The organism is Streptomyces mangrovi (assembly GCF_900114215.1).
Lineage (GTDB): Bacteria > Actinomycetota > Actinomycetes > Streptomycetales > Streptomycetaceae > Streptomyces > Streptomyces barkulensis.
Window position 1 is genome coordinate 50,642 of sequence record NZ_FOSG01000016.1, and the last position, 25,474, is coordinate 76,115.

The following is a 25,474-nucleotide window of genomic DNA, read 5'->3' on the forward strand; positions in this document are numbered from 1 at the left end:
GCCCACGTCCTTCGTTCAGGGGAGTCGATGAAACCCACACCGCGTGTCCTCAGGTGGCTGGTGCCCGCCGCGCTGATCGTCGTCTGGCTGGCCGTCGGCGGCGCCTTCGGCCCGTACGCCGGGAAGATCAGCGAGGTCTCGACCAACGACCAGGCCTCCTTCCTCCCCGAGAGCGCCGAGTCGACCAGGGTGATCGAGGCGCAGGAGGACTTCCAGACCTCCGAGACCGTGCCCGCCATCGTCGTCTGGGAGGCCGAGGAGGGCGGCATCGACGCCGGCCAGCGGCAGCAGGCCGAGCAGGTGCTGACCGAACTGGCCCAGGCCCCCGGCGTCGCCGGCCGTCCCTCCCCCGTGCAGCCCTCCCAGGACGGTGAGGCCCTGCAGGCCGTCCTCCCGCTCTCCTCCGACCTCGACGAGAAGCTGGGCGACGTCGTCGACACCGTCCTGGAGACCGCCGGCCAGGTGGAGGGCGCCGAGGCGTACGTCGCGGGCCCGGCCGCCACCCAGGCCGACCTGTCCGAGGCGTTCGCCGGGATCGACGGACTGCTGCTGGGCGTGGCGCTCAGCGTGGTGCTGCTGATCCTGCTGCTGGTCTACCGCAGTCTGCTGCTGCCACTGGCGATCATCCTCGGCTCGGTCTTCGCCCTCGCACTGGCCACCGCGATCGTCTACGTCCTGGCCGAACGGGACGTCGTACGGGTGGACGGCCAGGTGCAGGGCATCCTGTTCATCCTGGTCATCGGCGCCGCCACCGACTACGGGCTGCTGCTGTCGGCCCGCTTCCGCGAGGAGCTCGCCCACCGCGGCGACCGCCTGGGCGCCGCGCGGACCGCGCTGCGCCGCTCCCTGGGAGCCATCGTCGCCAGCGGCTCCACCGTCGCCCTGGGCCTGCTGGCCCTGCTGCTGAGCGATCTGCGCAACAACCAGGCCCTGGGCCCGGTCGGCGCCATCGGCATCGCCTGCGCGATGCTCAGCGCCCTGACCTTCCTGCCCGCGGTGCTGGCGGTGCTCGGCCGGTCCGCGTACTGGCCCGCCCGCCCCAAGCCGCCCGCGGACCCGTCCGACCCGTCCGCCGCCCGGGGAGTGTGGGGCCGGGTGGCGGCCCTGGTGGACCGCTCCCCGCGCCGGGTGTGGGCGGTGTCGCTGGCGGGCCTGGCGATCGCCGCCGCCTTCTTCCCGGCCCTGTCGTCCACCGGCGTGCCGACCAAGGAGATCTTCGTCGGCGGGGCCCCGTCCGTCACCGCCCAGGAAAGGCTCGACGAGCACTTCCCCGGCGGTTCCGGCAACCCCGCCGTGATCATCGCGGACGCCGACCGGGTGCGGGAGGTCACCGCCGCCGCGCAGGACACCGAGGGCGTGGTCTCGGCCGCCCCGGTCACCTCCTCGGGCCGCCCCGGCGGAGGCGAGCCGCTGGTCGTCGACGGCCGGGTGAGCGTCCAGGCCACCCTGTCGGCCGGGGCCGACTCCGACGCGGCCCTGAACACCGTCGAGCGGCTGCGGGAGCAGGTGCACGCCGTGGACGGCGCCGACGCCCTGGTCGGCGGCTACACCGCCCAGCAGCTCGACACCCGTGAGACCGCCCGTGAGGACCGCGCGCTGATCATCCCCGTCGTCCTGGTGATCATCCTGGTCATCCTGATCGGGCTGCTGCGGTCGGTGGTGATGCCCGTGTTGCTGGTGGCGACCGTGGCCCTGAACTTCCTGGCCACCCTGGGCATCGCCGCCCTGGTCTTCGAGCACCTCCTCGGCTACAGCGGCACCGACCCCTCCATCCCGCTGTACGGATTCGTGTTCCTGGTCGCCCTCGGGGTGGACTACAACATCTTCCTGATGACCCGGGTCCGCGAGGAGACCCTGGTGCACGGCAACCGGATGGGCGTGCTCAAGGGCCTGACCGCCACCGGAGGTGTGATCACCTCGGCCGGGGTGGTGCTGGCCGCCACCTTCGCGGCACTGGTGGTGATCCCGCTGTCCTTCCTGGTGCAGATCGCCTTCATCGTCGCCTTCGGTGTGCTCATGGACACCGTCCTCGTGCGCTCCCTGCTCGTCCCGGCCCTCGCCAGGGACATCGGGCCGGCCGTGTGGTGGCCCAGCGCGCTGAGCCGCCGCGGCGAGGAGACGGGGACACGGCCCGGAGGGAACCGGGAGGAGCGCCCCGCGCCGGATGCCGGGTAGCGTTACGGCGCAGGACGGATCCGCAGGTGCCCCGGCCGGGGCGGGAAGGACGACGCACCATGCGGGCCCGGGTCGTCACGGCACAGGAAGGCACGGGGTAGCGGCCTCATGCACATCGTCATCATGGGGTGCGGGCGCGTGGGCGCCGCGCTCGCCCGGACCCTGGAGCAGCGGGGTCACACGGTTGCGATCATCGACCGGGACGAGGCGGCCTTCCGCCGCCTGGGCTCGTCCTTCGGCGGACGCCGGGTGGAGGGGATCGGCTTCGACCGCGACACCCTGCGCGAGGCGGGGATAGAGGAGGCCGGGGCGTTCGCCGCCGTCAGCAGCGGCGACAACTCCAACATCATCGCCGCCCGCGTGGCACGCGAGATGTTCGGCGTGGAGAACGTGGCCGCCCGTATCTACGACCCCCGCCGCGCCGAGGTCTACCAGCGGCTGGGGATCCCGACCGTCGCCACGGTCCGCTGGACTGCCGACCAGATGCTGCGGCGGCTCCTGCCCTCGGGGGCGGAGCCGCTGTGGCTGGACCCGACCGGAGGCGTCCAGCTCGCCGAGGTGCACGCCTCCTCCGCCTGGGTCGGGCACCGGGTGAGCCGCCTCCAGCAGGAGACGGGCACCCGGGTCGCCTTCATCACCAGGCTGGGCGAGGCGATGCTGCCCACCTCCGACACGGTGATCCAGGAGGGCGATCTGGTGCACGTGATGATGCGCTGCGACCGGGTCGGCGACGTGGAGGCCGCGTTCTCGCGCGGCCCCGAGGGGGAGGCACGATGAGGGTCGCGATCGCCGGAGCCGGCGCGGTGGGCCGTTCCATCGCCGGGGAACTGCTGGAGAACGGCCACGAGGTGCTGCTGATCGACAAGGCGCCCGGCGCCATCTCGGTGGAGCAGGTGCCACAGGCCGAGTGGCTGCTGGCCGACGCCTGCGAGATCACCTCGCTGGACGAGGCCGCGCTCCAGCGCTGCAACGTCGTGATCGCCGCGACCGGCGACGACAAGGTCAACCTCGTGGTCTCCCTGCTGGCCAAGACGGAGTACGCCGTGCCGAGGGTCGTGGCGCGGGTGAACCACCCCAAGAACGAGTGGCTGTTCAACGAGTCCTGGGGCATCGACGTGGCCGTCTCGACCCCGCGGCTGATGTCCGCGCTGGTCGAGGAGGCCGTCAGCGTCGGCGATCTGGTGCGGCTGCTGCGCTTCAGCCAGGGCGACGCCAACCTGGTCGAGCTGACCCTGCCCCCCGAGTCGGCGCTGGCCGGCACGCGGGTGGGCGAGGTGCGGTGGCCCGAGGACACCGCGCTGGTGACGATAATCCGCGGCAGCAGGGTCCTCACCCCGGGCCCCGAGGACTCCCTGGAGCCGGGTGACGAGCTGCTGTTCGTCGCCGCCCAGTCCCGCGAGGAGCAGTTGGAGGAACTGCTGTCGGTGCGCCGGGAGCCGGAGGACGACTCCCGGTAGCGGCGGGCTCCGCAGACGAGGGCGGCGGCCCCGGCCTGTCGGCCGGGGCCGCCGCCCTCGCCGTGTGCCGTACGGCCGCCGCGGGGCCGTGAGGGGGCCGGGGGCTCAGGAGTCCGTCCGCGCCTCGCCCGCCACGCGCTCGCGCTCCTTGTCCCGCTCCTTCTTCCTCTCCGCCTCCGCGGCCTCCTCAGCCTCCGCGGCCTCCATCTCGGCGATCACGTCGATCGGCGGCGGGGCCTTGGCCAGGAAGACGTAGGTCAGGTAGACGCACAGCAGCAGCGGCGGGATGCCGAGCGCCACCTTCACCCAGCCGAGCTGGGTGGCGTCGCCCCAGAAGTAGATCGGGAAGAGGATGGCCGACTTGGCCAGCAGGACGATGCCCCAGGCCCAGGTCGCCTTGGTGTAGGCCGTCAGGCGGCCGGGGTTGCGGGTGCGCCAGGAGAGGTTCTCGCGCATCAGCGGCCCGAGCAGCACCCCGATCAGCGGGAAGCGCACCATCGCCGAGAGGCAGTACGCGACCGCCAGCCCCAGGGTGTAGAGCATGCCCGGCAGGTAGAAGTTCTTGGCGTCGCCCGACATCATCGCGAAGACCGCGCCGATCCCGACCCCGAAGACGCCGCTGAAGGCGTGCTTGAGGGTCTCGCGCTGCACCAGGCGGGCCAGCGCGAGCAGGACGCTCAGGCCCAGGGCGGCGACGGCCGCGAGGTGGATGTCGCGCCTGATCGTGTAGACCAGCACGAAGACCAGTCCGGGCACGGTGGTGTCCACCATGCCCCGTACTCCGCCGAACGCCTCCATCAGCGCCTTGTCCGTGACCGTCGGACCGGGCGCGCCGGCCTCGGCCCCGGGCCCGTCCACGCCGGCGGCCGGCTTGTCGAGAGAGGTCACCCGCTACTCCTGTCCGCTGTCCTGTCCGATGGGTCGCAGCTCGTACTTGGGGTTGAACAGCACCGGGCGGCCGCGGTTCATCGCGATCCGCCCGTGGGCGATCAGCCTGCGGCCCGGTTCTATGCCCGCGATGGACCGGCGGCCGAGCCAGACGACGTCCAGCGGGGCGGACCCGTCGAACAGCTCCGCCTCCAGCGCGGGCACGCCCGCCCTGGGGCGCTGCGTCACCGTGCGCAGCGTACCGGTGACCGTGACGATCTGCCGGTCGCCGCAGTCGCAGATGCGGGTGCAGCCGCTCTCCTCGGTGTCCTGCCGGAGTTCGGCGGAGAGCAGATCCTCCTGGGAGGAGGCCAGACGCCCGAGGAGGCGCCGCAGCCGGCCGCCCCTGTCGAGTCGGGTAACGCCACTCATACGGCCAGCCTACCCGCGCCCGTCACCCCCCGTAATGCCCCGGAGGGCCCCGGAACCGGATGTGACCGAAGGCTCCTTCCCCGGCGTCCTCCGAGCCCCCGGCGGACCCGGCGCTCCGCGACGCGCACCGGGCTCACGGCTCGCGGTTCAGGGCCGGACCGGCAGTGGACGGAGTTCCGGGCCGGCCTCGCTCAGCCGTCCGTCGCGCAGTTCCAGGACGCGGTCGCAGCGGGACAGCAGCCAGGGCTCGCGGGTGGCGACCAGCGCGGTGGTGCCGCGGGCGCGGACGGCGGTGTACAGCAGCTCCAGCACCCCGGCGGCGTCGCCGGGGCCGAGCAGGGCGGTGGGTTCGTCGGCGACGAGCAGCGCCGGCCGGATGGCCAGCGCGCGGGCGACGGCGACGCGCTGGCGCCGGGCGCCGTCGATCTCGTCGGGCCGCAGCCCGGCCAGTTCGGCGAGGCCGGCCTCGGCCAGCAGCCGGGAGACCCGCTCGTCGCGCTCGCGCGCGGGGATGTTGCGCAGCCGCAGCGGAACGCCGACGTTCTCGGCGACGGTGAGGACCGGCAGCAGCCCCGGGGAGGGGAAGACGATGCCGATACGGTCGCGGCGCAGCCTCAGCCGCTCCTGCTCCCCCATGCCGTCCAGCCGCGCCCCGTCGACGGTGATCCGGCCCGAGACGGGGGTGTCGAGCCCGCCGACGAGGCCCAGGAGTGTCGTGCGGCCCGCGCCGGGGCGCCCGGTGACCGCGACGAACTCACCGCGCCGGACGGTGAGCGACAGGCCGCGCAGCACGGGCGGCGCGGCGGGTGCGTGGCCGTAGGAGTGGTGCAGGTCCTCGACGTCGACCACGGCGCCCATACGGCCTCCCCTTCCGGACGGCTCCGGACGGTGCCGAGCCTAGCGCCGCATCGGCCGGGGTTCACCCCGTCCGGCGCCGGAGCCCGCCGCCGACCGCGGCCGGCCGTCACCCGTCACGGGCGGTGCGGCGGGGCTCCCCGCCGGAGCCCCGCGCCTCACGTCCCGAGGACCGCGTCCCGCTCAGCGGACCTCGGTGATCTCCGGGCCGCGCTGGAGCTTGTCGATGCCGCCGGCGAAGCGGGAGCCCTCCTGGGCCTGCTCCTGCTGGACGCCGTCGGGCACCATCTGCGCGTCGTCGGGGAGCTTGAGGACGATCGGGTCGCGGGGCGCCATCGGGGATTCCCCGCGCACCACGACCGTGTCGCGGAAGATCTGCTCCAGCAGTCCGGCGGCCTGCGGCTGCACCGCGCCCTGGCCGGAGATGACACCGCGCAGGAACCAGCGGGGGCCGTCCACTCCGATGAAGCGCACGACCTGCATACCGCTGTTGCCGTCGGGCAGCCTGACCGGCACCTGCGCGCGCAGCTCCCAGCCCAGGGGTCCCTCGACCTCGTCGATGATCCCGCCCTTCTGGGTGATGCCCGAGGCGATCTCCTCGCGCACCTCGTCCCAGATGCCCTCGCGCTTGGGGGCGGCGAACGCCTGGAGCTGGACGGCGCTGTCCTTGAGCACGATCGTCGCGGCGACGATGGCGTCACCGGCGACCTCCACCCGCAGCTCCATGCCCGGCACTCCGGGCACGAACATGCCGCCCAGGTCGACCCGGCCCTCGGCCGGGGCGTGCAGCTCGCTCACGTCCCAGGGGCCGTCCGGCCGGGGGGCCGGGGGAAGCTTGACCCGGGCCTGCTCGCCACCGGTGCCGTCGGCGGACCCGTCCGACGCGTCGGTGCCCTCGTCGGATCGTTCCGTCTCGAACTCGTCCGAGGCGCCCTCGGGCTCTACCTGCTTCTTGCGACGACGTCCGAACACGTCACTGTCCCTTCAGATCGGCAGCCTCGTCGGCCGCGACCGCAGCGTAATGGTTGTGCTGTGCAGCGTGGTCCTGTGCGGTGCCGTCCTGTGCGGCGTGGCCGCCCGTGGAGCCGAAGCCCCCCGCCGCTCGCGCCGATCCCGGCAGTTCCTCCACCTCGTGGAAGCGCACCTTCTCGACTTGCTGGACGACGAGCTGGGCGATGCGGTCGAACCGCTCGAACCGCACGCTCTCGCGCGGGTCCAGGTTGGCCACGATCACCCTGATCTCCCCACGGTACCCGGCATCCACGGTTCCGGGGGCATTCACGAGGCAGACCCCGCAGCGGGCCGCCAGACCGGAGCGCGGATGCACGAAGGCGGCGTACCCGTCGGGCAGTGCGATGGAAACCCCCGTGGGCAGAACGGCCCTCTCGCCGGGGGCCAGTTCGGCCGCCTCGGTGGTGACCAGATCGCAGCCGGCGTCGCCGGGGTGGGCGTAGGCGGGCAGCGGCACCTCGGGGTCGAGGCGGCGGATCAGCACCTCGACGGGCTCGCGTCCGGGCAGACCGGCGCCGCTCACGGGTTCACCTCGAAGGCGCGGGCCCGGCGGACGGTGTCGGGATCGGCCATCGCGGCCTCGATCTCGTCCTTGCGGCCGTGGTCGACGAAGTGCTCGACCTTGACCTCGATGAAGAGGGCGTCGGCGCGCACGGCGAGGGGGCCGTCGGGGCCGCCGACGCGTCCGGTGGCGGTGCAGTAGATCTTGCGCCCGTGACGGGCGGTCACCCGCGCCGTCAGGTGCAGCACGGAGTCCACGGGGACGGGCTGGAGGAAGTCGGTCTCCAGGCGCCCGGTGACCGAGATGGTGTGCATCAGCCAGTTCAGGGAGCCCAGGATCTCGTCCATGGCGGTGGCCAGCAGTCCGCCGTGGGCGAGGCCGGGGGCGCCCTGGTGCTCGGGGCGGACGGTGAACTCGGCGGTGACGCTGACACCCTCGCCCGCCCGGGCGTCGATGTGCAGCCCGTGGGGCTGCTCGGTGCCGCAGCCGAAACACTGCGCGTAGTGGGCTCCCAGCGGCTCTCCGGGGGCGGGGGCGTCGGGGTGGCGCACCGGGGGAACGGCGTCGTCCGGCGGGGTCAGGGATGTCTTGGTGGCACTCACGGATGCTGACCTTACCGCCGGGTCAGTGAACCGGTCGCGGGCGTGCCAAGCTGGGGACATGCTTCCTCCCGGCGTGCTGTACGACGAGCGGCTGACCGCACCCCGCGTCTGGTGGCTGATCGCCGCCCTGTCCGGGGTCGCCCTGGGCCTGATCCTGTTCCCCCTGGGCCTGATGCCCCTGCTGGGCGGTCTGGTGGTGGGCACGGCGCTGGGCGCGGTGGCGGTGAGCGCCTACGGATCGGCCCGTATCCGCGTGGTCGCGGACTCGCTGGTCGCGGGGGACGCCCGGGTGCCGGTCTCCGCGCTGGGCGGGGCACACGTCCTGGACGAGGAGGAGGCCCGCGCCTGGCGCACCCACCGCGCCGATCCGCGCGCCTACATGCTGCTGCGCGGCTATGTGCCCACGGCACTGCGCGTGGAGGTCACCGACCCCGCGGATCCCACGCCGTACCTGTATCTGTCCACCCGGCGCCCGCGGGCGCTGGCCGACGCGCTGGAGGCCGCGCGCCGGTAGCGCGGCCGGACCGGGCGTACCGGGCCGGCGAAGAGCCCGGTGAGGGGGACGACGGGGTCAGCCGTCCTCTTCCTGGGTGCTCCGGGGCTGCGAGGGGATGATCTTCCCCGGACGGTCCTCCAGGGGGATCGCGTCCCAGGGGATCCGCCGCTTCCTCAGGTCGCCGCGGATCTTCTCCGCCAGCTTCCTGGTGTCGCGCCGGTTCATCAGGGCGCCCACCGCCGCACCGATCATGAACGGCGTGAGGTTGGGGAGGTTGCGCATGGTGCGTTTGAGGAGGGTCTGGCGCAGCTGGCGTCTCATGTGGCTGCCGAACGCCGCGCCGAACGTGGCGGGCGCGGTCAGCTCTATCCCGCGCTCCTGGGTCCACTCGGTGAGGTACGCGGCGGCCCGCTCCCGGGTGTTGCCCGGCGGGCGCAGCCCGTAGACCTCGTGGAGCTCGGCGATGAGCTTGAGCTCCACCGCGGCCACTCCGACGACCTCGGCGGCCAGTTCGGCGGGCATCGCCGGCGGTACGGGCAGCATCGCCGAGGCGCCCACTCCGGCGCCGACGGTCGCGCTGCCCTTCACGGCGCCCGATATCAGCCGGTCGGCCATCTCCTCGGGCTCCAGGCCCGGGAACTGCCGGCGGAGCGTGGCCAGGTCCCTCACCGGGATCCTGGGGGCGAGGTCGACGATGCGGTCGGCCACCACGCCCAGGAACGCCCGGACCGTGCCACGCTCGCGCGACTCCCGTGCGCTTCGGCCGTCGGATCCGTCGGGTCCGTCGGGTCCGTCGGGTCTGTCGGGTCCGTCCACTCCGTCCGCGCCCACCGGGCGGCGCGGACGGAGCCGCCGCAGCCCGCGGCCGAGGGCGGCTGCGGGCGCGGACCTGGGTGCGGGTACGGGCGCGAGCGAGGCCTCCCCGTCCTGGCCCCGCTCGGCGTCACGTGCTTCCTCGGCCGTCATCAGCCGGCCCGGCTCAGGCCGCGCAGTCGCGGCAGATGGGGTGGCCGTTCTTCTCCGCCGCCAGCTGCGAGCGGTGGTGGACCAGGAAGCAGCTCATGCAGGTGAACTCGTCGGCCTGCCGGGGCAGCACCCGCACGGACAGCTCCTCGTTGGAGAGATCCGCTCCGGGCAGTTCCAGGCCCTCGGCCTGCTCGAACTCGTCGACGTCGACGGTCGAGGCGGACTTGTCGTTCCGCCGGGCCTTCAGTTCCTCGATGCTGTCCTCGTTGACGTCGTCATCGGTCTTGCGTGGAGTGTCGTAATCGGTCGCCATGTCGCTCTCCCCCTCTGGGTGTCTGTGGTGTCTCCAGCGCACGTAACGCGCGAGAGGCCGGACTTGTGCCCGACCTGAGGCGGAGATTTTGCCTCACATCAAGCCCTGTTACTCAATCGACACCCAACCGCGCCCCTGATGGGGTGACCGAGTCGGCCGTCGACCGAGGGCCCGGGACGGCCCTCGTGTCCACTTTGCGCGTACCGCCTCCCCTCTTTTCCACGATCACGACCTGCGAAAACATGGATTTTCCGGCATTTTTCGACAGGCCCTGAGGGGCTGTGCGCACGTGATTGAAAAATCGCGTGTGTGATCGATCACAACCGGGTCGAACCGTGAAGGAATTCCCGGATTTCGCCCCATAACGCCGGGCGCGGCGAGGGTATTCCATGATCGTCTCTCCGTCCCGTCCGGCCCGTCTCCCCCTCCCGTCCGGCGGGGGCGTCAGATGGGGAGCGTGACCCGCACCACCAGCCCGCCCTCCTCGCGCGGCCGGGCCGTGACCGCCCCGCCGTGGGCGCGCACCACCGACCGCACGATCGACAGGCCCAGGCCGACCCCCTTGTCGCTGCCGGTGCGCTCGGTGCGCAGCCTGCGGAAGGGCTCGAAGAGGTTGTCCACCTCGTACGCCGGGACCACCGGGCCGGTGTTCTCCACCACCAGCACCGCCTGCCCCGGCTGGGCCCGGGTGTCCACCGAGACCCAGCCGTCGCCGGGCACGTTGTAGCGCACGGCGTTCTGCACCAGATTGAGCGCGACCCGCTCCAGCAGCACCCCGCTGCCCTGCACGTACGCGGGCTGGCGCACGCCCCGCAGTTCCACGCCCCCCTCCTGGGCCTCTCCGCGCGCCTGCTCCACGGCCTGGGAGGCGACCTCGGCCAGGTCCACGGGCTTGCGGTCCACGATCTCGTTCTCGCTGCGGGCGAGCAGCAGCAGGCCCTCCACCAACTGCTCGCTGCGCTCGTTCGTGGCGAGCAGCGTCTTGCCTAGCTGGACCAGCTCCGGGGAGGCGCCGGGATCGGAGAGCTGGACCTCCAGCAGGGTGCGGTTGATCGCCAGCGGGGTGCGCAACTCGTGCGAGGCGTTGGCGACGAACCTCTGCTGGGCGGTGAAGGCCCGGTCCAGCCGGTCCAGCATCTGGTCGAAGGTGTCGGCCAGCTCCTTGAGCTCGTCGTCCGGTCCGTCCAGCTCGATGCGGCGGTGCAGGTCGGAACCGGCGACCCGCTGGGCGGTGCGTGTGATGCGCTCCAGTGGCGAGAGCACCCGGCCGGCCATGACGTAGCCGAAGGCGAAGGCGGCCACGGCCAGGCCCAGCAGGGCCATCAGGGAGCGGTTGAGCAGGGCCTCCAGGGCCACCTGCCGCTGGTTCTCCATGCACTGCTGGACGGCTGCGGTCAGCTCCTGGGGGGTCAGTTCCCCGCCGTCCGCCCGGCTGGGCAGGCTGCAGACGGCGTCGGTGGTCTGGTCCCGTACGCCGATGATCTGGAAGGGCAGATGGCTGCCGTCCTTCAGCGCCTGGGCCGCCAGCAGGTAGATGATCGCCAGCAGCACCATCCCGGCGATCAGGAACATCCCGCCGTACAGCAGGGTCAGGCGTATGCGGATGGTGGGCCGCAGCCAGGGGTGGGAGCGGCCCGGCTGGAAGGGGTCCCAGGTGGGCTTGGGCGGGGCCGCCGGGGGCTGGGGCGGAGGGCCGGGGGTACCGGGCGTGCTGGGTGTCATGAGGGGCTCAGATGCGGTATCCGGAGCCGGGCACGGTGACGATCACCGGCGGCTCGCCTAGCTTGCGGCGCAGGGTCATCACAGTGACCCGTACGACGTTGGTGAACGGATCGGTGTTCTCGTCCCATGCCTTCTCCAGGAGCTGCTCGGCGGAGACCACCGAGCCCTCGCCCCGCATGAGCACTTCCAGCACCGCGAACTCCTTGGGGGCCAGCTGCACCTGCCGGCCGTCGCGGAAGACCTCGCGGCGGTTGGGGTCCAGCCGGATGCCGGCGCGCTCCAGCACCGGTGGCAGGGGCGCGGTGCTGCGGCGGCCGAGCGCCCGCACCCGGGCGGTCAGCTCGCTGAAGGCGAAGGGTTTGGGCAGGTAGTCGTCCGCGCCCAGCTCCAGGCCCTCCACCCGGTCGCTGACGTCGCCGGAGGCGGTGAGCATCAGCACCCGGGTCGGCAGGCCCAGCCGGATGATCTCGCGGCACACGTCGTCGCCGTGGACCAGCGGCAGGTCGCGGTCGAGCACCACCACGTCGTAGTCGTTGACCCCGACGCGCTCGAGGGCCGAGGCGCCGTCGTAGACCACGTCGACGGCCATGGCCTCCCGGCGCAGTCCGGTGGCCACGGCATCGGCGAGCAGCTGCTCGTCCTCGACGACGAGTACGCGCACGGGCGGTGTCCTTCCTTCGGTTCGCGGGACTTCACGGGGCTTCACGGGGCTTCAGGGGGCAAGGAGCCGTCCGGGCCGTCCGGACCGTTCGGGAACGGCGCGGGAGCGGCACGGGGCCGGGCAGGGGTGCGGCCCGGCGCACCGGACCGCACCCGTCCTGCTCCACCATGTCCATCGTGCCCGCGACCTCAGTAAACGGGCCGTAAGGGACTTCCGTCGCAGTCGTTCACCGAATTTTCGTCCTTCTTGAGGTTTCTCTGAGGTTTGAGATGGGGAGGACGGCAGTACACCCGCGATCACGCCCTGTAGACGGCATGCCACGACCCCTCTTCCCAGCCCCGGAAGAGCCGTCGGCCGACCGCTCGGGGAACACACCGTGATCGCCCCACCCCCGGCACACCCCCGTGCCGACGACCCACGACGAGGGGGCGCACCATGGACGCGTTCACCGCAGGCATTCTGCAGCGCATACGGACCACGGAGTCCGACCTGATCCGCGCTCGTGAGTCGGGCGACGACTTCCTGGTGGACGTCGAGCAGGCCGAGCTCGAGGATCTGCGCCGTCTGGCCGCCGAGTACGGAGTGGAGGTCGGCGTCACCAGCGCCTGACCCGCATCACACACCGGCGCCCCGGGAGGAAGAACCTCCCGGGGCGCCGCCGTGCGGAGTGCACGGAGGGCCGGTGCCCCTACTGCCCGGACCGGAACCGTTCAATCGTGCCAGGCGCCCAGTTCCTCCAGCAGCGGCTGGAGCGCGCCGAAGACCCCGGGCGAGGCGGCCACCGTCAGCTCGCCCGTCGGCGGGGAGCCGGGCCGTCCGCCGGTGAGGGCGCCCGCCTCGCGGGCGACCAGATCGCCCGCGGCGAAGTCCCAGGGGTGCAGCCCGCGCTCGTAGAAGCCGTCCAGCCGCCCGCCGCCCACGTCGCACAGGTCGATGGCGGCCGAGCCGGAGCGGCGGATGTCGCGGACCTCCGGCAGCAGCCGGCGGGCCACCTCGGCCTGGGCCCCGCGGCGCTCGGCGACGTAGTTGAAGCCGGTGCCGATCAGCGCCTGCCCCAGCGGCGGCGAGGGGCGGCAGCGCACGCGCTTCCCGTTCAGCCAGGCGCCCCCGCCCAGCACCGCGTGGTACGTCTCCCCGCGCGGCGGGACGTGGACCACGCCGACGACCGTCTCGCCCCGGTGCTCGGCGGCGATCGAGACGGCCCAGGCGGGCTGCCCGTAGAGGTAGTTCACGGTGCCGTCGATCGGGTCGATCACCCAGCGCACCCCGCTGTCTCCCTCTGCGGAGGCCCCCTCCTCCCCCAGGAAACCGTCCTCGGGGCGGTGGTCGGCCAGAAAGCCGGTGATCAGCTTCTCGGAGGCCAGGTCCATCTCGGTGACGACGTCGACGGGGCTGCTCTTGGTCGCGGCCACCCCCAGGTCGGCGGGGCGTCCCTCGCTCAGCAGCGCGCCCGCCCGGCGGGCGGCCTCCATCGCGAGGCCCAGAAGCTCCCTGTTGAGCGGATCCGCCACGGCGGCGGTCGCGCGGTCGGTCTCCGCTCCGGTCCCGGCGGGACTGCCGGCGGGGTTGCCGGCGGGGCTTGCGGCGTCGGTCACGGTTCTCCTCGGCGGTGTCGTGCGGACGTCGGTCGGGCACCGGGCGGGCGCCGGTACGGCGTCAGGCGTACGGGCTGTCGGCACCCGCGGCGGCGGGCTTCGGCGTACGGGCCGGGCAGCAGCCCACCGGGCACACGTCGTGGCTGGGGCCCAGCGCGCCCAGCGCGCAGCGCTCGGGGTGCTCGCCGCGCTCGGCGGCGGCGCGCTCGGCCACCAGGTCGCGCACGGCCGCGGCGAAGCGCGGGTCGGCGCCGACGGTGGCCGACCGCACCGCCGGCAGGCCCAGCTCCCCGGCCTTGGCCATCGCCTCGGTGTCGAGGTCGTACAAGACCTCCATGTGGTCCGAGACGAACCCGATGGGGACCATCACCGCGGCCGGCGCGCCCTGCCCGTGCAGCGCCTCCAGGTGGTCGCAGACGTCCGGCTCCAGCCAGGGGATGTGGGGGGCGCCGCTGCGGGACTGGTAGACCAGTTCCCAGGGCCTGTCCACCCCGGTCTCCTCGCGCACCGCGGCGGCGATCACCCGCGCCACGTCCAGGTGCTGGGTGACGTACGCGCCGCCGTCGGGCCCGGAGGTCTCGGACTGGGAGAGGGGGATGGAGTGGGTGGTGAAGACCAGATGCGCCCCCGCGCGGACCTCCCCGGGCAGTTCGGCGAGGGCGGCCAGCACCCCGTCGGTCATGGGGCGGACGAAGCCGGGGTGGTTGAAGTAGTGCCGCAGCTTGTCCACCCGCGGCACCCTCAGACCCTCGGCCTCGAGGGCGGCCAGGGCCTCCGCGAGGTTCTCCCGGTACTGGCGGCAGCCGGAGTAGGAGGCGTACGCGCTGGTGGCCAGCACCAGGATCCGGCGGCGGCCGTCGGACACCATCTCGCGCAGGGTGTCGGTCAGGTACGGCGCCCAGTTCCGGTTGCCCCAGTAGACGGGCAGGTCCAGTCTGTTCGCGGCGAAGTCCTCGCGCAGGGCGGCGAGCAGCTCGCGGTTCTGGGCGTTGATCGGGCTGACGCCGCCGAACAGGTAGTAGTGCTGCCCGACCTCCTCCAGCCGCTCCTTCGGAATGCCTCTCCCGCGGGTGACGTTCTCCAGGAACGGCACCACGTCGTCGGGCCCCTCCGGTCCTCCGAAGGACAGCAGCAGCAGGGCGTCGTAGGGGCGGGCGTCAGTTGCGTCGGACATGTCTCGATCCTGCCATCCGGCCGCGGGGGCCACCGCCCGGACCCGCGGTGGGTCCAAAACGGCCTCGCGTGAGTATGATCCCCCTCCGACCGGTGGGGTCCACCGCCCGCGCGGTACGCCAGCCATGGGGAGGGCCGTCAGCGATGACCACGCACACAGCACGGCGTACGGGGCGGCCCGCGCCGCCGACATGGCGCAACTGGGCGGGCAACGCGACCGCCCGTCCGCTGCGGACTTCGGCGCCCTCCACCACCGATGCGCTCGCCGAGGTGGTGCGCCGCGCCGCCGAGGACGGGCTGACGGTCAAGGCCGCCGGCACCGGGCACTCGTTCACGCCCGTGGCCGCCACCGAGGGGGTGCTGATACGCCCCGACCGCCTCACCGGCATCCGCCGGATCGACCGCGGGGCCGGGACGGTGACGGTGGCCGCCGGGACGCCGCTGAAGCGGCTCAACGAGGCGCTGGCGGCCGAGGGGCTGTCCCTGACCAACATGGGCGACATCATGGAGCAGACCGTCTCCGGCGCGGTCGGCACCGGCACCCACGGCACCGGCCGCGACTCCGGCTCGCTCGCCGCCCAGATCCGCGCCCTGGAGATGGTCCTGGCCGACGGATCGGTCCTGCGGTGCTCGGCGGGCGAGGCGGGCGAGAACCCGGACGTCTTCGCGGCGGCCCGCATCGGCCTGGGGGCGCTGGGGGTGATCACCGAGATCACCTTCGCCGTGGAGCCGCTGTTCCTGCTGACCGCGCGCGAGGAACCCATGCGCCTGGAGGCGGTGCTGGAGGACTTCGACCATCTGGCGCGCGGAAACGAGCACTTCGAGTTCTACTGGTTCCCGCACACCGACCGCTGCGTCACCAAGCGCAACAACCGCAGCGGCGGCCCGGCCGAGCCGCTGCCGCGCCTGAGCGGCTGGCTGGAGGACGAACTCCTGTCCAACGGCGTCTTCCAGGCCGCCTGTTCGGTGGGCCGGGCCTTCCCCGCCGCCGTCCCCGGCATCGCGCGGATCGCCGGCCGGGCCCTGTCGGCCCGCACCTACACCGACATCCCCTACAAGGTGTTCACCTCACCGCGCCGGGTGCGCTTCGTGGAGATGGAGTACGCCCTGCCGCGGGAGGCCGCGGTGGAGGCGCTGCGCGAACTGCGCGCGGTGGTCGACCGTTCGGGGCTGCGGGTGAACTTCCCCGTCGAGGTGCGCGTCGCGCCCGCCGACGACATCACGCTGTCCACGGCCTCGGGCCGCGACACCGCCTACATCGCGGTGCACGTGTACCGGGGCACCCCGCACGAGCGGTACTTCACCGCCGCCGAGCAGATCATGGTGGCGCACGGCGGGCGCCCCCACTGGGGGAAGCTGCACAGCCGCGACGCCGGGTACCTGGCCGAGGTCTACCCGCGCTTCGCGGAGTTCACCGCGCTGCGCGACCGCCTCGACCCGGACCGGGTGTTCGGCAACGACCATCTGCGACGGGTGCTGGGCGACTGATCCGGGCGCCGGCCCGCCCCCGTCAGCCCGCCGCCCCGGCCGTCCCCCTACCGGGCCGGGTCGCACGTATCTTCCCCTCCGCCCCCGCGAGGCGGTTTCCGGCCAAGGTGGTGGTTCCGTTTCGGCGGATTCCGTGAAGATCCACACCTTCGATGCCGTCTTTTTACGGCCGGCGCGGTGTTCAACTCCCCGGCGCTGTGAGAACTTGGGCGGCGTGCCGATCCAACGGCGTGGCCCCAATGGAGTAGTGTGGCGAGCCCTGACCCCGGCCCCGGTCAGCCGGTACCACGGACAGTCACCACTTCGGTCACTTTCCGTGTTCAACAGGCAACCGTGCCACAGTGGCGGATCAGGGCGCGGGCCCGACACGCCGGGCAGGTCGGCAAGGTTGTGGCAGGCTGCGCCCGGGCACGTCACACTCGTCCAGCGGGAGCAGCGACGCACGTGACGTCGGCAGGCACCACCCGGGAGGTTCCCATGCCCGAACTGCGTGTCGTGGCCGTCAGCAACGACGGCACACGACTGGTGCTCAAGGCTGCCGACAACACGGAGTACACACTTCCGATCGACGAGCGGCTGCGCGCCGCCGTCCGCAACGACCGCGCCAGGCTCGGCCAGATCGAGATCGAGGTCGAGAGCCATCTGCGCCCCCGCGACATCCAGGCCCGCATACGGGCCGGAGCCACCGCCGAGGAGGTCGCCCAGCTCGCCGGCATCCCCGTGGACCGGGTACGGCGGTTCGAGGGGCCGGTGCTCGCCGAACGCGCGTTCATGGCCGAGCGTGCCCGTAAGACACCGGTGCGCCGCCCCGGCGAGAGCACCGGCCCGCAGCTCGGCGAGGCCGTGGCCGAGCGGCTGATGCTGCGCGGCGCCGACAAGGACACGGTGCAGTGGGACTCCTGGCGCCGGGACGACGGCACCTGGGAGGTACTGCTCGTCTACCGGGTGGCCGGCGAGCCGCACTCGGCGAGCTGGACGTACGATCCGCCGCGGCGGCTGGTGCAGGCCGTGGACGACGAGGCGCGGGCGCTGATCGGTGAGAGCGACGACACCCCCGAGCCGAGCTTCCCGTTCGTGCCGCGCATCGCGCGGCTGCCGCGCGACCGCTTCGACCGCACGGAGCGTTCCGACGCCTCCGAGTCCGACCCGCCGGAGGCAGTGGACCAGGACGGGGGTGTCGAGCGGGACTCGCTGACCAGCCTGCTGGAGGCGGTGCCCAGCTTCCGGGGCGATCTGGTGGTGCCGGAGCAGTCCCCCTCGCCCGACGGCGCGCCGGAGGACGAGGCCGAGGAGCCGGAAGCGGTGGAGCCGCCCGCTCCCGCGGCGAGCGCGGGGGCGGCCTACGCCGATGTGCTCATGCCGCGCTCGGTGGCGGGCCACCGCGACCGGCTCACGGGCAGCACCGACCGCCAGGCCGAGGCGGACGGCGTCCGCCCGGGCCGCCGTGCGGCGGTCCCCAGCTGGGACGAGATCGTCTTCGGCACGCGCCGCAAGAAACAGGAGTAGGCCGAAGGGCGGCGGGGCCCGGCCCCGCCGCCCTTCGGCGTGTGCGCCGGCCCGCCCCTCAGCCCGGTTCGGGGCCCGTGGCCACCGGCCGGGAGGGGTCGGCGGACCACTGCGACCAGGAACCCGGATACAGCACGGCGTCGATGCCGGCGACCGCCAGCGCCAGGATCTCGTGGGCCGCGGACACCCCCGAACCGCAGTAGACGCCGACCTCGGTGTCCGCGTCGATACCCAGTGCGGCGAAACGGGCGGCCAGTGCGGCGGCGGGACGGAAGGCGCCGGGGGCGCTTTCGGTGGTGTTCTCGGTGGTGGGTGCCGACACCGCGCCCGGGATGTGCCCGGCGACGCGGTCGATCGGCTCGACCTCGCCGCGGTAGCGCTCGCCCGAGCGGGCGTCGAGCAGCACCCCGGTGCGGGCCAGGGCCGCCGCGCCGTCGGCGTCGAGCACCGGAAGCGAGCCCGGCCGGGGTGTGAAGTCGCCCTCGGGCGGCCGCGGCACCTCCCCCGTCAGCGGGCCCTCCCAGGCCGCGAGACCTCCGTCCAGCACCCGTACGTCCTCGTGGCCGGCCCAGCGCAGCAGCCACCAGGCGCGGGCGGCCGCCCATCCCAGGCCGCCGTCGTAGACCACCACCGGGTGCCCCTGACGGACCCCGGCCCGGCGCATGGCCGCCCCGAACACCTTTGGGTCCGGGAGCGGGTGACGCCCCGTCCCCTCCCCCACCGGGCCGGCCAGTTCGGTGTCCAGGTCGACGTAAACGGCTCCGGGCAGGTGCGCCGCGTCATAACCGGGGTGCCGGGGAGAACCGTGGCCCTGGGGCCGGAGCGAGCCGGTCGGCTCCCAGCGGACATCGAGCAGCGTGGGCGGGGTATGCGGTGAGGAAGGCGAACCGGTGAGTTCGCGCGCGAGTTGAGTAGGGGAGACGATGACTGCCATGGCCGTATCTTCGCGCGGCCGTTCCCATATGTCCTCGCCTCCGCCCGGCGCGGCCCGCCCGTGTCGGCGTGCGGAGCGGGGACCCGGGCCGAGATGTCCGCTGTTCTCCCCGGAGGGCCGCCTCGCCCCCCTCGCGGGCCGGACGGCCCCGTGCGCGGTACGGGCGCCGGATGAGACCATGGCCACCGACAGTGCACGGAAGATCACCGGACGACCGCATCGACGACGGTCCCGAGGAGAGAAGTGAACAGATGACCGAGGCAGTGGCACGACACGCTCCGGGCACGCCCTCCTGGCTGAGTCTGCTGGCCCACGACCCGGCGGCGAGCCAGGAGTTCTACCACGAGTTGTTCGGCTGGGACTACCGGCAGGGTCCGGGGCCGGGCTCGGCCGGCCCGCACTTCCGCGCGCTGCTCGACGGGAGCGAGGTCGCGTGCATCGGCCAGATGCCGCGGGGGCGGCAGTGCCTGCCCGCCTGGCTGCCGTATCTGTCCGCCGACGACGCCGACAAGGCCGCGGAGCTGGTCCGGCTGTGCGGCGGCACGGTCGGGGTGGGACCGCTGGACATGGAGGGGACGATGCGCGTGGCGATCGCGGCGGACCCGACCGGGGCCTCCTTCGGGATACGGCAGACGGACACGCGGCCCGGGGTCCGTATGGGCGGCGGCCCGGGTACGGTGGTGTGGAACGAGCTGATCACCCACCGGGCGTCGGCGGTCGAGAAGTTCTACCAGACGGTGTTCGGCCTGGAGGCCGAGCCCGCCGGGGAGCACCCGGGTGCGGGCGGTTCCGGCGGCGCGGACGCGGAGCCGGACCGTCTCACCCTGACGGCGCACGGCCGGATCGTCGGCGGCATCCACGGCATCGGTGACGGGCTGCCGCACGACCGCGGCTCGCACTGGCTGATGTACGTCGAGGTGGCCGACACCGACGCGGCGGCGCGCCGGGTGACCGAGCTGGGCGGGCGCGTCCTGCTGTCGCCGCACGACACGCCGTCCGGGCGGACGGCGCGGGTCGCCGACCGCGAGGGCGCGCCCTTCGCGGTGATCCACACGGGTCGCCGGGGCGCGTGAAGGCCCTTGCGGGAAGTGCCCCGTGAGGGGTGCTCAGCCGCGGTGCAGGGCGGGGGCGTCCGCACCGTCCACGGGCAGCACGTCCGGGGACAGCGCCCCCGCCCGGGCCGTGGCGGCGGTGAGCCGGCGCCGGTGGTGGCGCCGGCACAGCACCTCGTAGCCGACGTCCTCCCCCGCGGCGCTCCGCCCGCCGGCGACGTCCCCGACGACGACCTGGGCGCCCTCGACGACCATCCGGCCGCCGACCGTGCGGGCGTTGTGGGTGGCGCGCGCGCCGCACCAGCACAGTGCCTCGACCTGGAGGGACTCGATCCGGTCGGCCAGCTCGATCAGCCGCTGCGAGCCCGGGAAGAGCCTGGTGCGGAAGTCGGTGGTGATGCCGAAGGCGAAGACGTCGATGCCCAGGTCGTCGACGACACAGGCGAGTTGGTCGACCTGCCCGGGGTCGAGGAACTGCGCCTCGTCCGCGATCACGTAGTCCGTGCGCCCGCCGGAGGTCAGGTGCCGCACCAGATGGGCGTGGAAGTCGAAGCCCTCGCCCGCCTCCACGGCCTCGGTGACCAGACCGAGCCTTGAGGAGAGCCGCCCCTCCCCCGCCCGGTCGTTGCGGGTGAAGATCATCCCCGACAGTCCCCGCGCCGAGCGGTTGTGCTGGATCTGGAGTGCGAGGGTGCTCTTCCCGCAGTCCATCGTTCCGGCGAAGAAGACCAGTTCGGGCATGGGGAGGCGGAACCTTTCGGCGGTCGGCGGTCGACGGTCGGCGTTGGGGGGCGGGTGGTGCGAGCGACGGGCCGGTGCACGCGGCCGCGGACGGATCCGGCGGGATACCGCGGCGCCGGGCTATGTGCGGACTTCCAGCAGGGGGACCAGTTGCTCGGCGGGTGTCATCGAGCCGTGCATGCCGATCAGTTCGGACTCGTTGGGCTCGGCCTCGGTGGCGACGACGGCGGCCGTGTCACTCATCGCGGCCACCACGTCGCCGATCCGGCCGCGCACCCGGTCGTCGACTTCCGGCCCGAACCAGCCCAGTTCGATCGCCTCGTCCCGGGTGGCCACCCACGCCCGGTCCGCCAGGACCTCGCGCCAGACGGCGTGGACGTCCCCGGCCGCGCCGGGCACGGCGTACAGGTGGCGGGCCCGTCCCTCGCCTCCCAGCCGTGCGACGCCCGCGCGCAGTTCCCAGTCGTGGTCGAAGTCGTAGCGGGCGTCCGGGTCCCGCGGGACGTCCACCATGCCGTGGTCGGCGGTGACGTAGAGCACGGAGCGCGGCGGAAGCTGCTCGGCCAGGCGCTGGGCGAGGCGGTCGACGTACATCAGCTGGCCGCGCCAGGCGTCGGAGTCCACGCCGTGGCGGTGGCCGCTGCCGTCGAGCTCGGCGTAGTACGTGTAGACCAGCGTGCGGCCGGCCGAGCCCAGCCGCTCGGCGGCGAGGTCCATGCGGTCCTCGGCCGACAGCCGGCCGAGGAAGGAGCCTCCCGACAGGGCGATCCTCGTGAGCGGGGTGTGCTCGAAGTGCGGGGCGGTGACCTGGCAGGTGGCGACGCCGGCGGCGTCGGCGAGCCGGAAGACGGTGGGGTACGGCTGCCACTGGTACGGGTCGGTCCACGGCTGCCAGCGCAGCTGGTTCATCAGCTCGCCGGTGGCCGGGTCGAGCACGGTGTAGCCGGGCAGTCCGTGGGCGCCGGGCACCTGGCCGGTCCCCACGGAGGCGAGCGAGGTGGCGGTGGTGGAGGGGAAGCCCGCGGTGAGGGGCCGCCCGGTGCCGCCGCGGGAGCCGGCCAGCAGGGAGGCCAGGAAGGGGGCCTCTCCGGGATGGGCGGCCAGCAGCTCCCAGCCCATGCCGTCCACCAGGAAGACGCACACCCGGTCGGCGGGCTCCAGCTCCAGGCCCGAGGACAGCCCGGGTACCCCCTGTCCGGCGGCGACGGCGGGCAGCAGATCGGCCAGCGAGGCGTCGCCGTAGCGCGGCACGGGGGCGGTACGCGGATCCAGCGGGGCCGGGTCGTGGGCGGCCGGGCCGTACGGGAGGGACTGGACCATCAGCGGGCGCCGGCGGTCGCCGCGGTGGCCTCGGACAGCGCCTGCGCGAAGGTGAGCGCCTGGCGGACGGTGTCCGGTCCGTCGCCCGCCTCGCTGACGCGCAGCGAGAGGTCGTCGGCGGTCAGGGAGCCGGTGTAGCCGTGGTCGGCCTCGCAGTTGGGGTCGCCGCAGTTGGCGGGCTCCATGTCGAGGCGGGAGACGGCGCCCCAGCCGATGGTGAGGACGACCTCGCGCGGCAGGGTGCCGGGGGTGTACGACTCGGGGTTGGCGACGACGCGGCTGAGGACGACCGAGGAGATCCGCTCCAGCTTCACCGACTCGGTGGAGGTGGTGGCGTACGGCGAGGGGGACGTGCCGTCGGCGGGCTGCTCGTCGGTGTGGCTGACGATGAACCGGGTGTCGGTGAGCACCAGCACCGTGACGTGGCGGCGGACCTCGTTGGAGTCGAAGGTCGTCTCCTGGTGGACCACGTACGAGGAGACGGGCTCGCCGCCCACGGCGGACTCGACCGCCTCGGCCACGAGAGCCGGGTAGTAGCCGCTGCGCTCGATGGCCGCGCGCAGCCCCTGGGTCGTCGTACCGGTCTTCGCCATGCGGCCCATCCTACGGGGACCGGGCGGGTCAGTACGCGGGCAGGCGGCGGGGGCCGAGGTCGGCCCAGGCCGGATGGGCCGTGCCGAAGGGCGCGGGCGGCTCGGCGACACGGACGGCCGCGTCCAGGACGGTCAGCCCGCGGGCGGCGACGACCACCGGTTCCAGGTCGACGGAGACGACCTCGGGATGATCCTCGACCAGCCGGGAGACGCGCAGCAGCAGCTCCTCCAGGGCGCCGGTGTCCACCGGCTGGGCGCCGCGCCAGCCGAACAGCACGGGCGCGGAGCGGATGGAGCGGACCAGTCCGGCCGCGTCCCGGTCGGTGACGGGAACGAGCCGGTGGGCGACGTCGCCCAGCAGTTCCGAGGGCGGGCCGGCCAGTCCGAAGGAGAGCACCGCGCCGATGGCGGGGTCGACGGTGGCCTTCACCGCGGTGTCCACGCCGCGGGGCGCCATGGCCTGGATGACGGGCCGCAACTCGGCCGGCTCGCCCAGCTGTTCGGTCATCCTGGCGTAGGCGCGCCGCAGTCCGGCCTCGCTGCCGATGTCCAGCCGTACGCCTCCCAGATCGGAGCGGTGGCGCAGATGGGGGGCGGTGGTCTTCAGGGCCACGGGATAGCCCAGCCTCTTCGCGGCGGCGCGGGCCGCGCGGGCGTCGGGCGCGGGCAGGACGGGCTGCACCGACACGCCGTAGTGGCCCAGCAGTTCGGCCGTCTCCTCACCGCTCAGGGGGGTACTGCGGAGCGTGCCGCGGTCCGGTTCGCGCACCCTGGTCAGCAGGGCGGCGGCGGACGCCTCGTCGATGTCGTCGTACTCGGGCACCCGGCCGGGTTCGGCCGCCTCCCGTCGCCACTGCGCGTAGCGGACCGCCTCCGACAGGGCGTCCACGGCGCGCTCGGGGGCGGGGTAGGCGGGCAGGCGGTGTTCGGCGAGGGCGGCGTCCAGGCCCTCGATGGCCAGATGGACCACGACCACCGGTTTGGCCGGGGCGCTCGCGGCTTCCGTGCCGCCGCGGCCGCCGTCCTGGTCACCGCCCGCTTCGCCGCCCTCACCACCGCCCGCGCCGCCGGCCGACTCGCGCAGCGCCCGGGCCAGCGCCTCGGCCAGCAGGGGCGCGTCCCCCGCGCCGTGGCTGCCGTCCACCCAGGGGATGGCGGTGACCACGACGGCGTCGGTGGCCGGGTCGGCGAGGGTGGCGGCCAGGGCCCGCCGGAAGTCCTCGGGGCCGGCCTCGGTGGTCAGGTCGGTGACGGGCTGCGGCCGCAGGCCCCGGGCCAGGCAGGCGTCGTAGGTGAGCAGGCACAGCGACTCGGCGTTGCCCAGGATGCCCACCCGCGGGCCGGCGGGCAGCGGCTGGGTGGCCAGCAGCACACCGGCGTCGACGAGTTCGGTGACGGTGTCGACGCGGATGACCCCGGCCTGCCGCAGCAGCGAGGAGACCGTGGCGTCGGGTGTGCGGCCGGCCGGGACGGCGTGGCCGGGCGGCGGGGCGCTGGCGTTGTGGCGGGCTCCCTTGACCACGACGATCGGCTTGCGGGCGGCGGTGCGCCGGGCCAGGCGGTTGAACTTCCTGGGGTTGCCGAAGGACTCCAGGTACATCAGGACGACATCGGTGTCGGGGTCGTCGTCCCAGTACTGGAGCACGTCGTTGCCCGAGACGTCGGCGCGGTTGCCGGCCGAGACGAAGGTGGAGACACCGCCGGCCCCCCGGCCGCGGCGGTGCAGTCCGGCGAGCACGGCGATGCCGATGGCCCCGGACTGGGTGAACAGCCCGATGCGGCCGCGCTCGGGTGTCTCGGGCGACAGGGTGGCGTTGAGCCGGACGTCCGGAGCGGTGTTGATCAGTCCGAAGGCGTTGGGCCCGATGATGCGCATCCCGTACGAGCGGGCCCGCCGCACCAGTTCGCGCTGCGCGTCGCGGCCGAAGTCGGCGGAGAGGACCACCAGCCCCTGCACGCCCCGCCCGCCACACTCGTCGACCACCCCGGGCACCTCCCCGGCGGGGACGGCGACGACGGCGAGGTCGACGGGCTCGGGGACGTCGCGCACCGAGCGGTGGGCGGGCACCGAGTCGATCTCGGCGCGTCCCTCCTCCAGCGCGCGGTTGACGGCGTGGACACGGCCGGTGAAACCGGCCGTGCGCAGGCTCTCCAGGACGGTGCGCCCGGCCCCGCCCGGGTTGCGGCTGGCGCCGATGACGGCGACCACGCCGGGGGACAGCAGCCGCTGCACGGACCGGGCCTCGGCGCGCTGCTCGCGGGCCCGCATGACCGCCAGGGACTGCTCGGTCGGTTCGATGCCGAAGGTGAGGTGGACCGTGCCGTCCTCGAAGCTGCGCTTCTGGGAGTAGCCGGCGTCCGTGAAGACCTTGACCATCCTGGTGTTGGCGGGCAGGACCTCGGCGACGAAGCGGCGCACCCCGCGCTCGCGGGCGCAGGCGGCGATGTGCTCCAGCAGGGCGGAGCCGACCCCGCGGCCCTGGTGGTCGTCGCGGACGAGGAAGGCGACCTCGGCCTCGTCGGCGGGCAGGGAGGCGGGGCGGCCGGTGGCGTCTATGCGGTCGTAGCGGACGGTGGCGATGAACTCGTCGCCGACGATGGCGGCCAGGCCGACCCGGTCGACGTAGTCGTGGTGGGTGAAGCGGCGTACGTCGCGGTCGGAGAGCCGGGGGTAGGGGGCGAAGAAGCGGTAGTACTTCGACTGGTCGGAGACCTGCTCGTAGAAGCTGACCAGGCGCTCGGCGTCGTCGGGCGTGATGGGGCGGACCCGGGCCGTACCGCCGTCGCGCAGTACCACGTCGGCTTCCCAGTGGGCGGGGTAGACAGGCTCGCTCGGCGTCCGCATGGGGGTCAGCCTAGGCCCTGTCTGACAAATAGCGCTGTCCGCCCGAAGGGCGGGCTCCGCGGCGTCCGGTGCGTGCGATCGCAAGGCGGAGGAGGAGAGCGCAGCGTGCTGCGCCGACGATCGACAACGCAGCGAGCGGGCGTGCCGGACGCCGCGGAGCAGGCGGGA

25 protein-coding genes are annotated in these 25,474 nt (G+C 73.7%); 8 read left to right on the forward strand and 17 right to left on the reverse strand.

Annotated elements, in window-relative coordinates:
- Positions 1 to 27 precede the first annotated feature (27 nt).
- The 3 genes from BM237_RS20750 to BM237_RS20760 all read left to right on the forward strand — a co-directional run bounded on the left by BM237_RS20750 (position 28) and on the right by BM237_RS20760 (position 3,632).
- Positions 28 to 2,175: an MMPL family transporter gene (locus BM237_RS20750; RefSeq protein WP_093851227.1), complete on the forward strand. Its 2,148-nt coding sequence runs from the start codon at positions 28 to 30 to the stop codon at positions 2,173 to 2,175.
- Positions 2,176 to 2,283: 108 nt separating this feature from the next.
- Positions 2,284 to 2,952, forward strand: a complete 669-nt coding sequence (locus BM237_RS20755; RefSeq protein WP_093851228.1) for a potassium channel family protein — start codon at positions 2,284 to 2,286, stop codon at positions 2,950 to 2,952.
- Positions 2,949 to 3,632, forward strand: a complete 684-nt coding sequence (locus tag BM237_RS20760) for a potassium channel family protein (RefSeq protein WP_093851229.1) — start codon at positions 2,949 to 2,951, stop codon at positions 3,630 to 3,632. The genes BM237_RS20755 and BM237_RS20760 overlap by 4 nt, the downstream gene beginning before the upstream one ends.
- Before the next feature lie 105 nt (positions 3,633 to 3,737).
- On the opposite strand, the gene BM237_RS20765 is transcribed toward BM237_RS20760, so the two are convergent.
- The 6 genes from BM237_RS20765 to BM237_RS20790 all read right to left on the reverse strand — a co-directional run bounded on the left by BM237_RS20765 (position 3,738) and on the right by BM237_RS20790 (position 7,880).
- Positions 3,738 to 4,520: a DUF3159 domain-containing protein gene (locus BM237_RS20765; protein WP_412719462.1), complete on the reverse strand. Its 783-nt coding sequence runs from the start codon at positions 4,518 to 4,520 to the stop codon at positions 3,738 to 3,740.
- 3 nt (positions 4,521 to 4,523) lie between these two features.
- A complete protein-coding gene (locus BM237_RS20770; protein WP_093851230.1) occupies positions 4,524 to 4,931 on the reverse strand; it encodes an OB-fold nucleic acid binding domain-containing protein in 408 nt (135 codons plus the stop codon).
- Positions 4,932 to 5,078: 147 nt separating this feature from the next.
- A complete protein-coding gene (locus tag BM237_RS20775) occupies positions 5,079 to 5,789 on the reverse strand; it encodes an ABC transporter ATP-binding protein (RefSeq protein WP_093851231.1) in 711 nt (236 codons plus the stop codon).
- Between the two features lie 180 nt (positions 5,790 to 5,969).
- The gene (locus tag BM237_RS20780; protein ID WP_093851232.1) at positions 5,970 to 6,758 is read right to left on the reverse strand and encodes a DUF3710 domain-containing protein; all 789 of its coding nucleotides are present in this window, start codon (positions 6,756 to 6,758) and stop codon (positions 5,970 to 5,972) included.
- Between the two features lies 1 nt (position 6,759).
- Positions 6,760 to 7,320 (reverse strand): dUTP diphosphatase, encoded by a 561-nt coding sequence (dut, locus tag BM237_RS20785; protein WP_237883939.1) that lies wholly within the window; start codon positions 7,318 to 7,320, stop codon positions 6,760 to 6,762.
- Entirely contained in the window at positions 7,317 to 7,880 is a 564-nt protein-coding gene (locus tag BM237_RS20790) for a PaaI family thioesterase (protein ID WP_425443726.1), read from the reverse strand. The genes dut and BM237_RS20790 overlap by 4 nt, the downstream gene beginning before the upstream one ends.
- Positions 7,881 to 7,959: 79 nt before the next feature.
- On the opposite strand from BM237_RS20790, the gene BM237_RS20795 reads away from it, so the two are divergent.
- A complete protein-coding gene (locus BM237_RS20795) occupies positions 7,960 to 8,415 on the forward strand; it encodes a DUF3093 domain-containing protein (protein ID WP_093851234.1) in 456 nt (151 codons plus the stop codon).
- A 57-nt stretch (positions 8,416 to 8,472) separates the two neighbouring features.
- On the opposite strand, the gene BM237_RS20800 is transcribed toward BM237_RS20795, so the two are convergent.
- The 4 genes from BM237_RS20800 to BM237_RS20815 form a co-directional block, all read right to left on the reverse strand.
- Complete coding sequence (locus tag BM237_RS20800; RefSeq protein WP_245793866.1) at positions 8,473 to 9,363, reverse strand: EcsC family protein; 891 nt, start codon at positions 9,361 to 9,363, stop codon at positions 8,473 to 8,475.
- Positions 9,364 to 9,376: 13 nt separating this feature from the next.
- Complete coding sequence (locus BM237_RS20805) at positions 9,377 to 9,676, reverse strand: DUF4193 domain-containing protein (protein WP_093662716.1); 300 nt, start codon at positions 9,674 to 9,676, stop codon at positions 9,377 to 9,379.
- A gap of 444 nt (positions 9,677 to 10,120) precedes the next feature.
- Positions 10,121 to 11,398, reverse strand: coding sequence for a sensor histidine kinase (locus tag BM237_RS20810; RefSeq protein ID WP_093851235.1), 1,278 nt, complete (start codon positions 11,396 to 11,398; stop codon positions 10,121 to 10,123).
- Positions 11,399 to 11,405: 7 nt separating this feature from the next.
- A complete protein-coding gene (locus BM237_RS20815; protein ID WP_093851236.1) occupies positions 11,406 to 12,059 on the reverse strand; it encodes a response regulator transcription factor in 654 nt (217 codons plus the stop codon).
- A 435-nt stretch (positions 12,060 to 12,494) separates the two neighbouring features.
- Here BM237_RS20815 and BM237_RS29370 point away from each other — a divergent pair, with 435 nt between their 5' ends.
- Positions 12,495 to 12,668 (forward strand): hypothetical protein, encoded by a 174-nt coding sequence (locus BM237_RS29370; RefSeq protein ID WP_165869606.1) that lies wholly within the window; start codon positions 12,495 to 12,497, stop codon positions 12,666 to 12,668.
- A 101-nt stretch (positions 12,669 to 12,769) separates the two neighbouring features.
- On the opposite strand, the gene BM237_RS20820 is transcribed toward BM237_RS29370, so the two are convergent.
- Entirely contained in the window at positions 12,770 to 13,531 is a 762-nt protein-coding gene (locus BM237_RS20820; protein WP_245793878.1) for an inositol monophosphatase family protein, read from the reverse strand.
- A 184-nt stretch (positions 13,532 to 13,715) separates the two neighbouring features.
- The gene (locus BM237_RS20825) at positions 13,716 to 14,828 is read right to left on the reverse strand and encodes a ferrochelatase (RefSeq protein ID WP_093851237.1); all 1,113 of its coding nucleotides are present in this window, start codon (positions 14,826 to 14,828) and stop codon (positions 13,716 to 13,718) included.
- A 143-nt stretch (positions 14,829 to 14,971) separates the two neighbouring features.
- Between BM237_RS20825 and BM237_RS20830 the strand changes: the two genes are divergently transcribed.
- Together BM237_RS20830 and sepH are read left to right on the forward strand one after the other, a co-directional pair.
- Positions 14,972 to 16,315, forward strand: a complete 1,344-nt coding sequence (locus BM237_RS20830) for a D-arabinono-1,4-lactone oxidase (RefSeq protein WP_093851238.1) — start codon at positions 14,972 to 14,974, stop codon at positions 16,313 to 16,315.
- 444 nt (positions 16,316 to 16,759) lie between these two features.
- On the forward strand, positions 16,760 to 17,821 hold the full coding sequence (gene sepH, locus BM237_RS20835) for a septation protein SepH (protein WP_093851239.1): 1,062 nt from the start codon (positions 16,760 to 16,762) through the stop codon (positions 17,819 to 17,821).
- A 58-nt stretch (positions 17,822 to 17,879) separates the two neighbouring features.
- On the opposite strand, the gene BM237_RS20840 is transcribed toward sepH, so the two are convergent.
- Positions 17,880 to 18,755 carry a sulfurtransferase gene (locus BM237_RS20840; RefSeq protein ID WP_093851240.1) on the reverse strand — a complete coding sequence of 292 codons (876 nt, stop codon included), beginning with the start codon at positions 18,753 to 18,755 and terminating at the stop codon, positions 17,880 to 17,882.
- A 251-nt stretch (positions 18,756 to 19,006) separates the two neighbouring features.
- Here BM237_RS20840 and BM237_RS20845 point away from each other — a divergent pair, with 251 nt between their 5' ends.
- Positions 19,007 to 19,828 carry a VOC family protein gene (locus tag BM237_RS20845; protein WP_093851241.1) on the forward strand — a complete coding sequence of 274 codons (822 nt, stop codon included), beginning with the start codon at positions 19,007 to 19,009 and terminating at the stop codon, positions 19,826 to 19,828.
- Between the two features lie 33 nt (positions 19,829 to 19,861).
- On the opposite strand, the gene BM237_RS20850 is transcribed toward BM237_RS20845, so the two are convergent.
- From BM237_RS20850 to BM237_RS20865, 4 genes are all read right to left on the reverse strand, one after another.
- Positions 19,862 to 20,548, reverse strand: coding sequence for a thymidine kinase (locus tag BM237_RS20850; RefSeq protein ID WP_093851242.1), 687 nt, complete (start codon positions 20,546 to 20,548; stop codon positions 19,862 to 19,864).
- 120 nt (positions 20,549 to 20,668) lie between these two features.
- A complete protein-coding gene (locus tag BM237_RS20855) occupies positions 20,669 to 21,868 on the reverse strand; it encodes an alkaline phosphatase family protein (protein ID WP_093851243.1) in 1,200 nt (399 codons plus the stop codon).
- Complete coding sequence (locus BM237_RS20860; protein ID WP_093851244.1) at positions 21,868 to 22,461, reverse strand: DUF5998 family protein; 594 nt, start codon at positions 22,459 to 22,461, stop codon at positions 21,868 to 21,870. Before BM237_RS20860 ends, BM237_RS20855 begins: the two co-directional genes overlap by 1 nt.
- 28 nt (positions 22,462 to 22,489) lie before the next feature.
- Positions 22,490 to 25,306 carry a bifunctional acetate--CoA ligase family protein/GNAT family N-acetyltransferase gene (locus BM237_RS20865; protein WP_093851245.1) on the reverse strand — a complete coding sequence of 939 codons (2,817 nt, stop codon included), beginning with the start codon at positions 25,304 to 25,306 and terminating at the stop codon, positions 22,490 to 22,492.
- Positions 25,307 to 25,474: the final 168 nt, after the last annotated feature.

Coding starts and splice junctions, on each gene's coding strand:
- BM237_RS20750 (WP_093851227.1), top strand. CDS start 28: ATGAAACCCACACCGCGTGTCCTCAGGTGGCTGGTGCCCGCCGCGCTG.
- BM237_RS20805 (WP_093662716.1), bottom strand. CDS start 9,676: ATGGCGACCGATTACGACACTCCACGCAAGACCGATGACGACGTCAAC.
- BM237_RS20860 (WP_093851244.1), bottom strand. CDS start 22,461: ATGGCGAAGACCGGTACGACGACCCAGGGGCTGCGCGCGGCCATCGAG.
- BM237_RS20855 (WP_093851243.1), bottom strand. CDS start 21,868: ATGGTCCAGTCCCTCCCGTACGGCCCGGCCGCCCACGACCCGGCCCCG.
- BM237_RS20850 (WP_093851242.1), bottom strand. CDS start 20,548: ATGCCCGAACTGGTCTTCTTCGCCGGAACGATGGACTGCGGGAAGAGC.
- BM237_RS20845 (WP_093851241.1), top strand. CDS start 19,007: ATGACCGAGGCAGTGGCACGACACGCTCCGGGCACGCCCTCCTGGCTG.
- BM237_RS20830 (WP_093851238.1), top strand. CDS start 14,972: ATGACCACGCACACAGCACGGCGTACGGGGCGGCCCGCGCCGCCGACA.
- BM237_RS20775 (WP_093851231.1), bottom strand. CDS start 5,789: ATGGGCGCCGTGGTCGACGTCGAGGACCTGCACCACTCCTACGGCCAC.
- BM237_RS20865 (WP_093851245.1), bottom strand. CDS start 25,306: ATGCGGACGCCGAGCGAGCCTGTCTACCCCGCCCACTGGGAAGCCGAC.
- BM237_RS20825 (WP_093851237.1), bottom strand. CDS start 14,828: ATGTCCGACGCAACTGACGCCCGCCCCTACGACGCCCTGCTGCTGCTG.
- BM237_RS20820 (WP_245793878.1), bottom strand. CDS start 13,531: ATGGAGGCCGCCCGCCGGGCGGGCGCGCTGCTGAGCGAGGGACGCCCC.
- BM237_RS20795 (WP_093851234.1), top strand. CDS start 7,960: ATGCTTCCTCCCGGCGTGCTGTACGACGAGCGGCTGACCGCACCCCGC.
- BM237_RS20755 (WP_093851228.1), top strand. CDS start 2,284: ATGCACATCGTCATCATGGGGTGCGGGCGCGTGGGCGCCGCGCTCGCC.
- BM237_RS20770 (WP_093851230.1), bottom strand. CDS start 4,931: ATGAGTGGCGTTACCCGACTCGACAGGGGCGGCCGGCTGCGGCGCCTC.
- BM237_RS20810 (WP_093851235.1), bottom strand. CDS start 11,398: ATGACACCCAGCACGCCCGGTACCCCCGGCCCTCCGCCCCAGCCCCCG.
- BM237_RS29370 (WP_165869606.1), top strand. CDS start 12,495: ATGGACGCGTTCACCGCAGGCATTCTGCAGCGCATACGGACCACGGAG.
- BM237_RS20800 (WP_245793866.1), bottom strand. CDS start 9,363: ATGACGGCCGAGGAAGCACGTGACGCCGAGCGGGGCCAGGACGGGGAG.
- BM237_RS20760 (WP_093851229.1), top strand. CDS start 2,949: ATGAGGGTCGCGATCGCCGGAGCCGGCGCGGTGGGCCGTTCCATCGCC.
- BM237_RS20840 (WP_093851240.1), bottom strand. CDS start 18,755: ATGGCAGTCATCGTCTCCCCTACTCAACTCGCGCGCGAACTCACCGGT.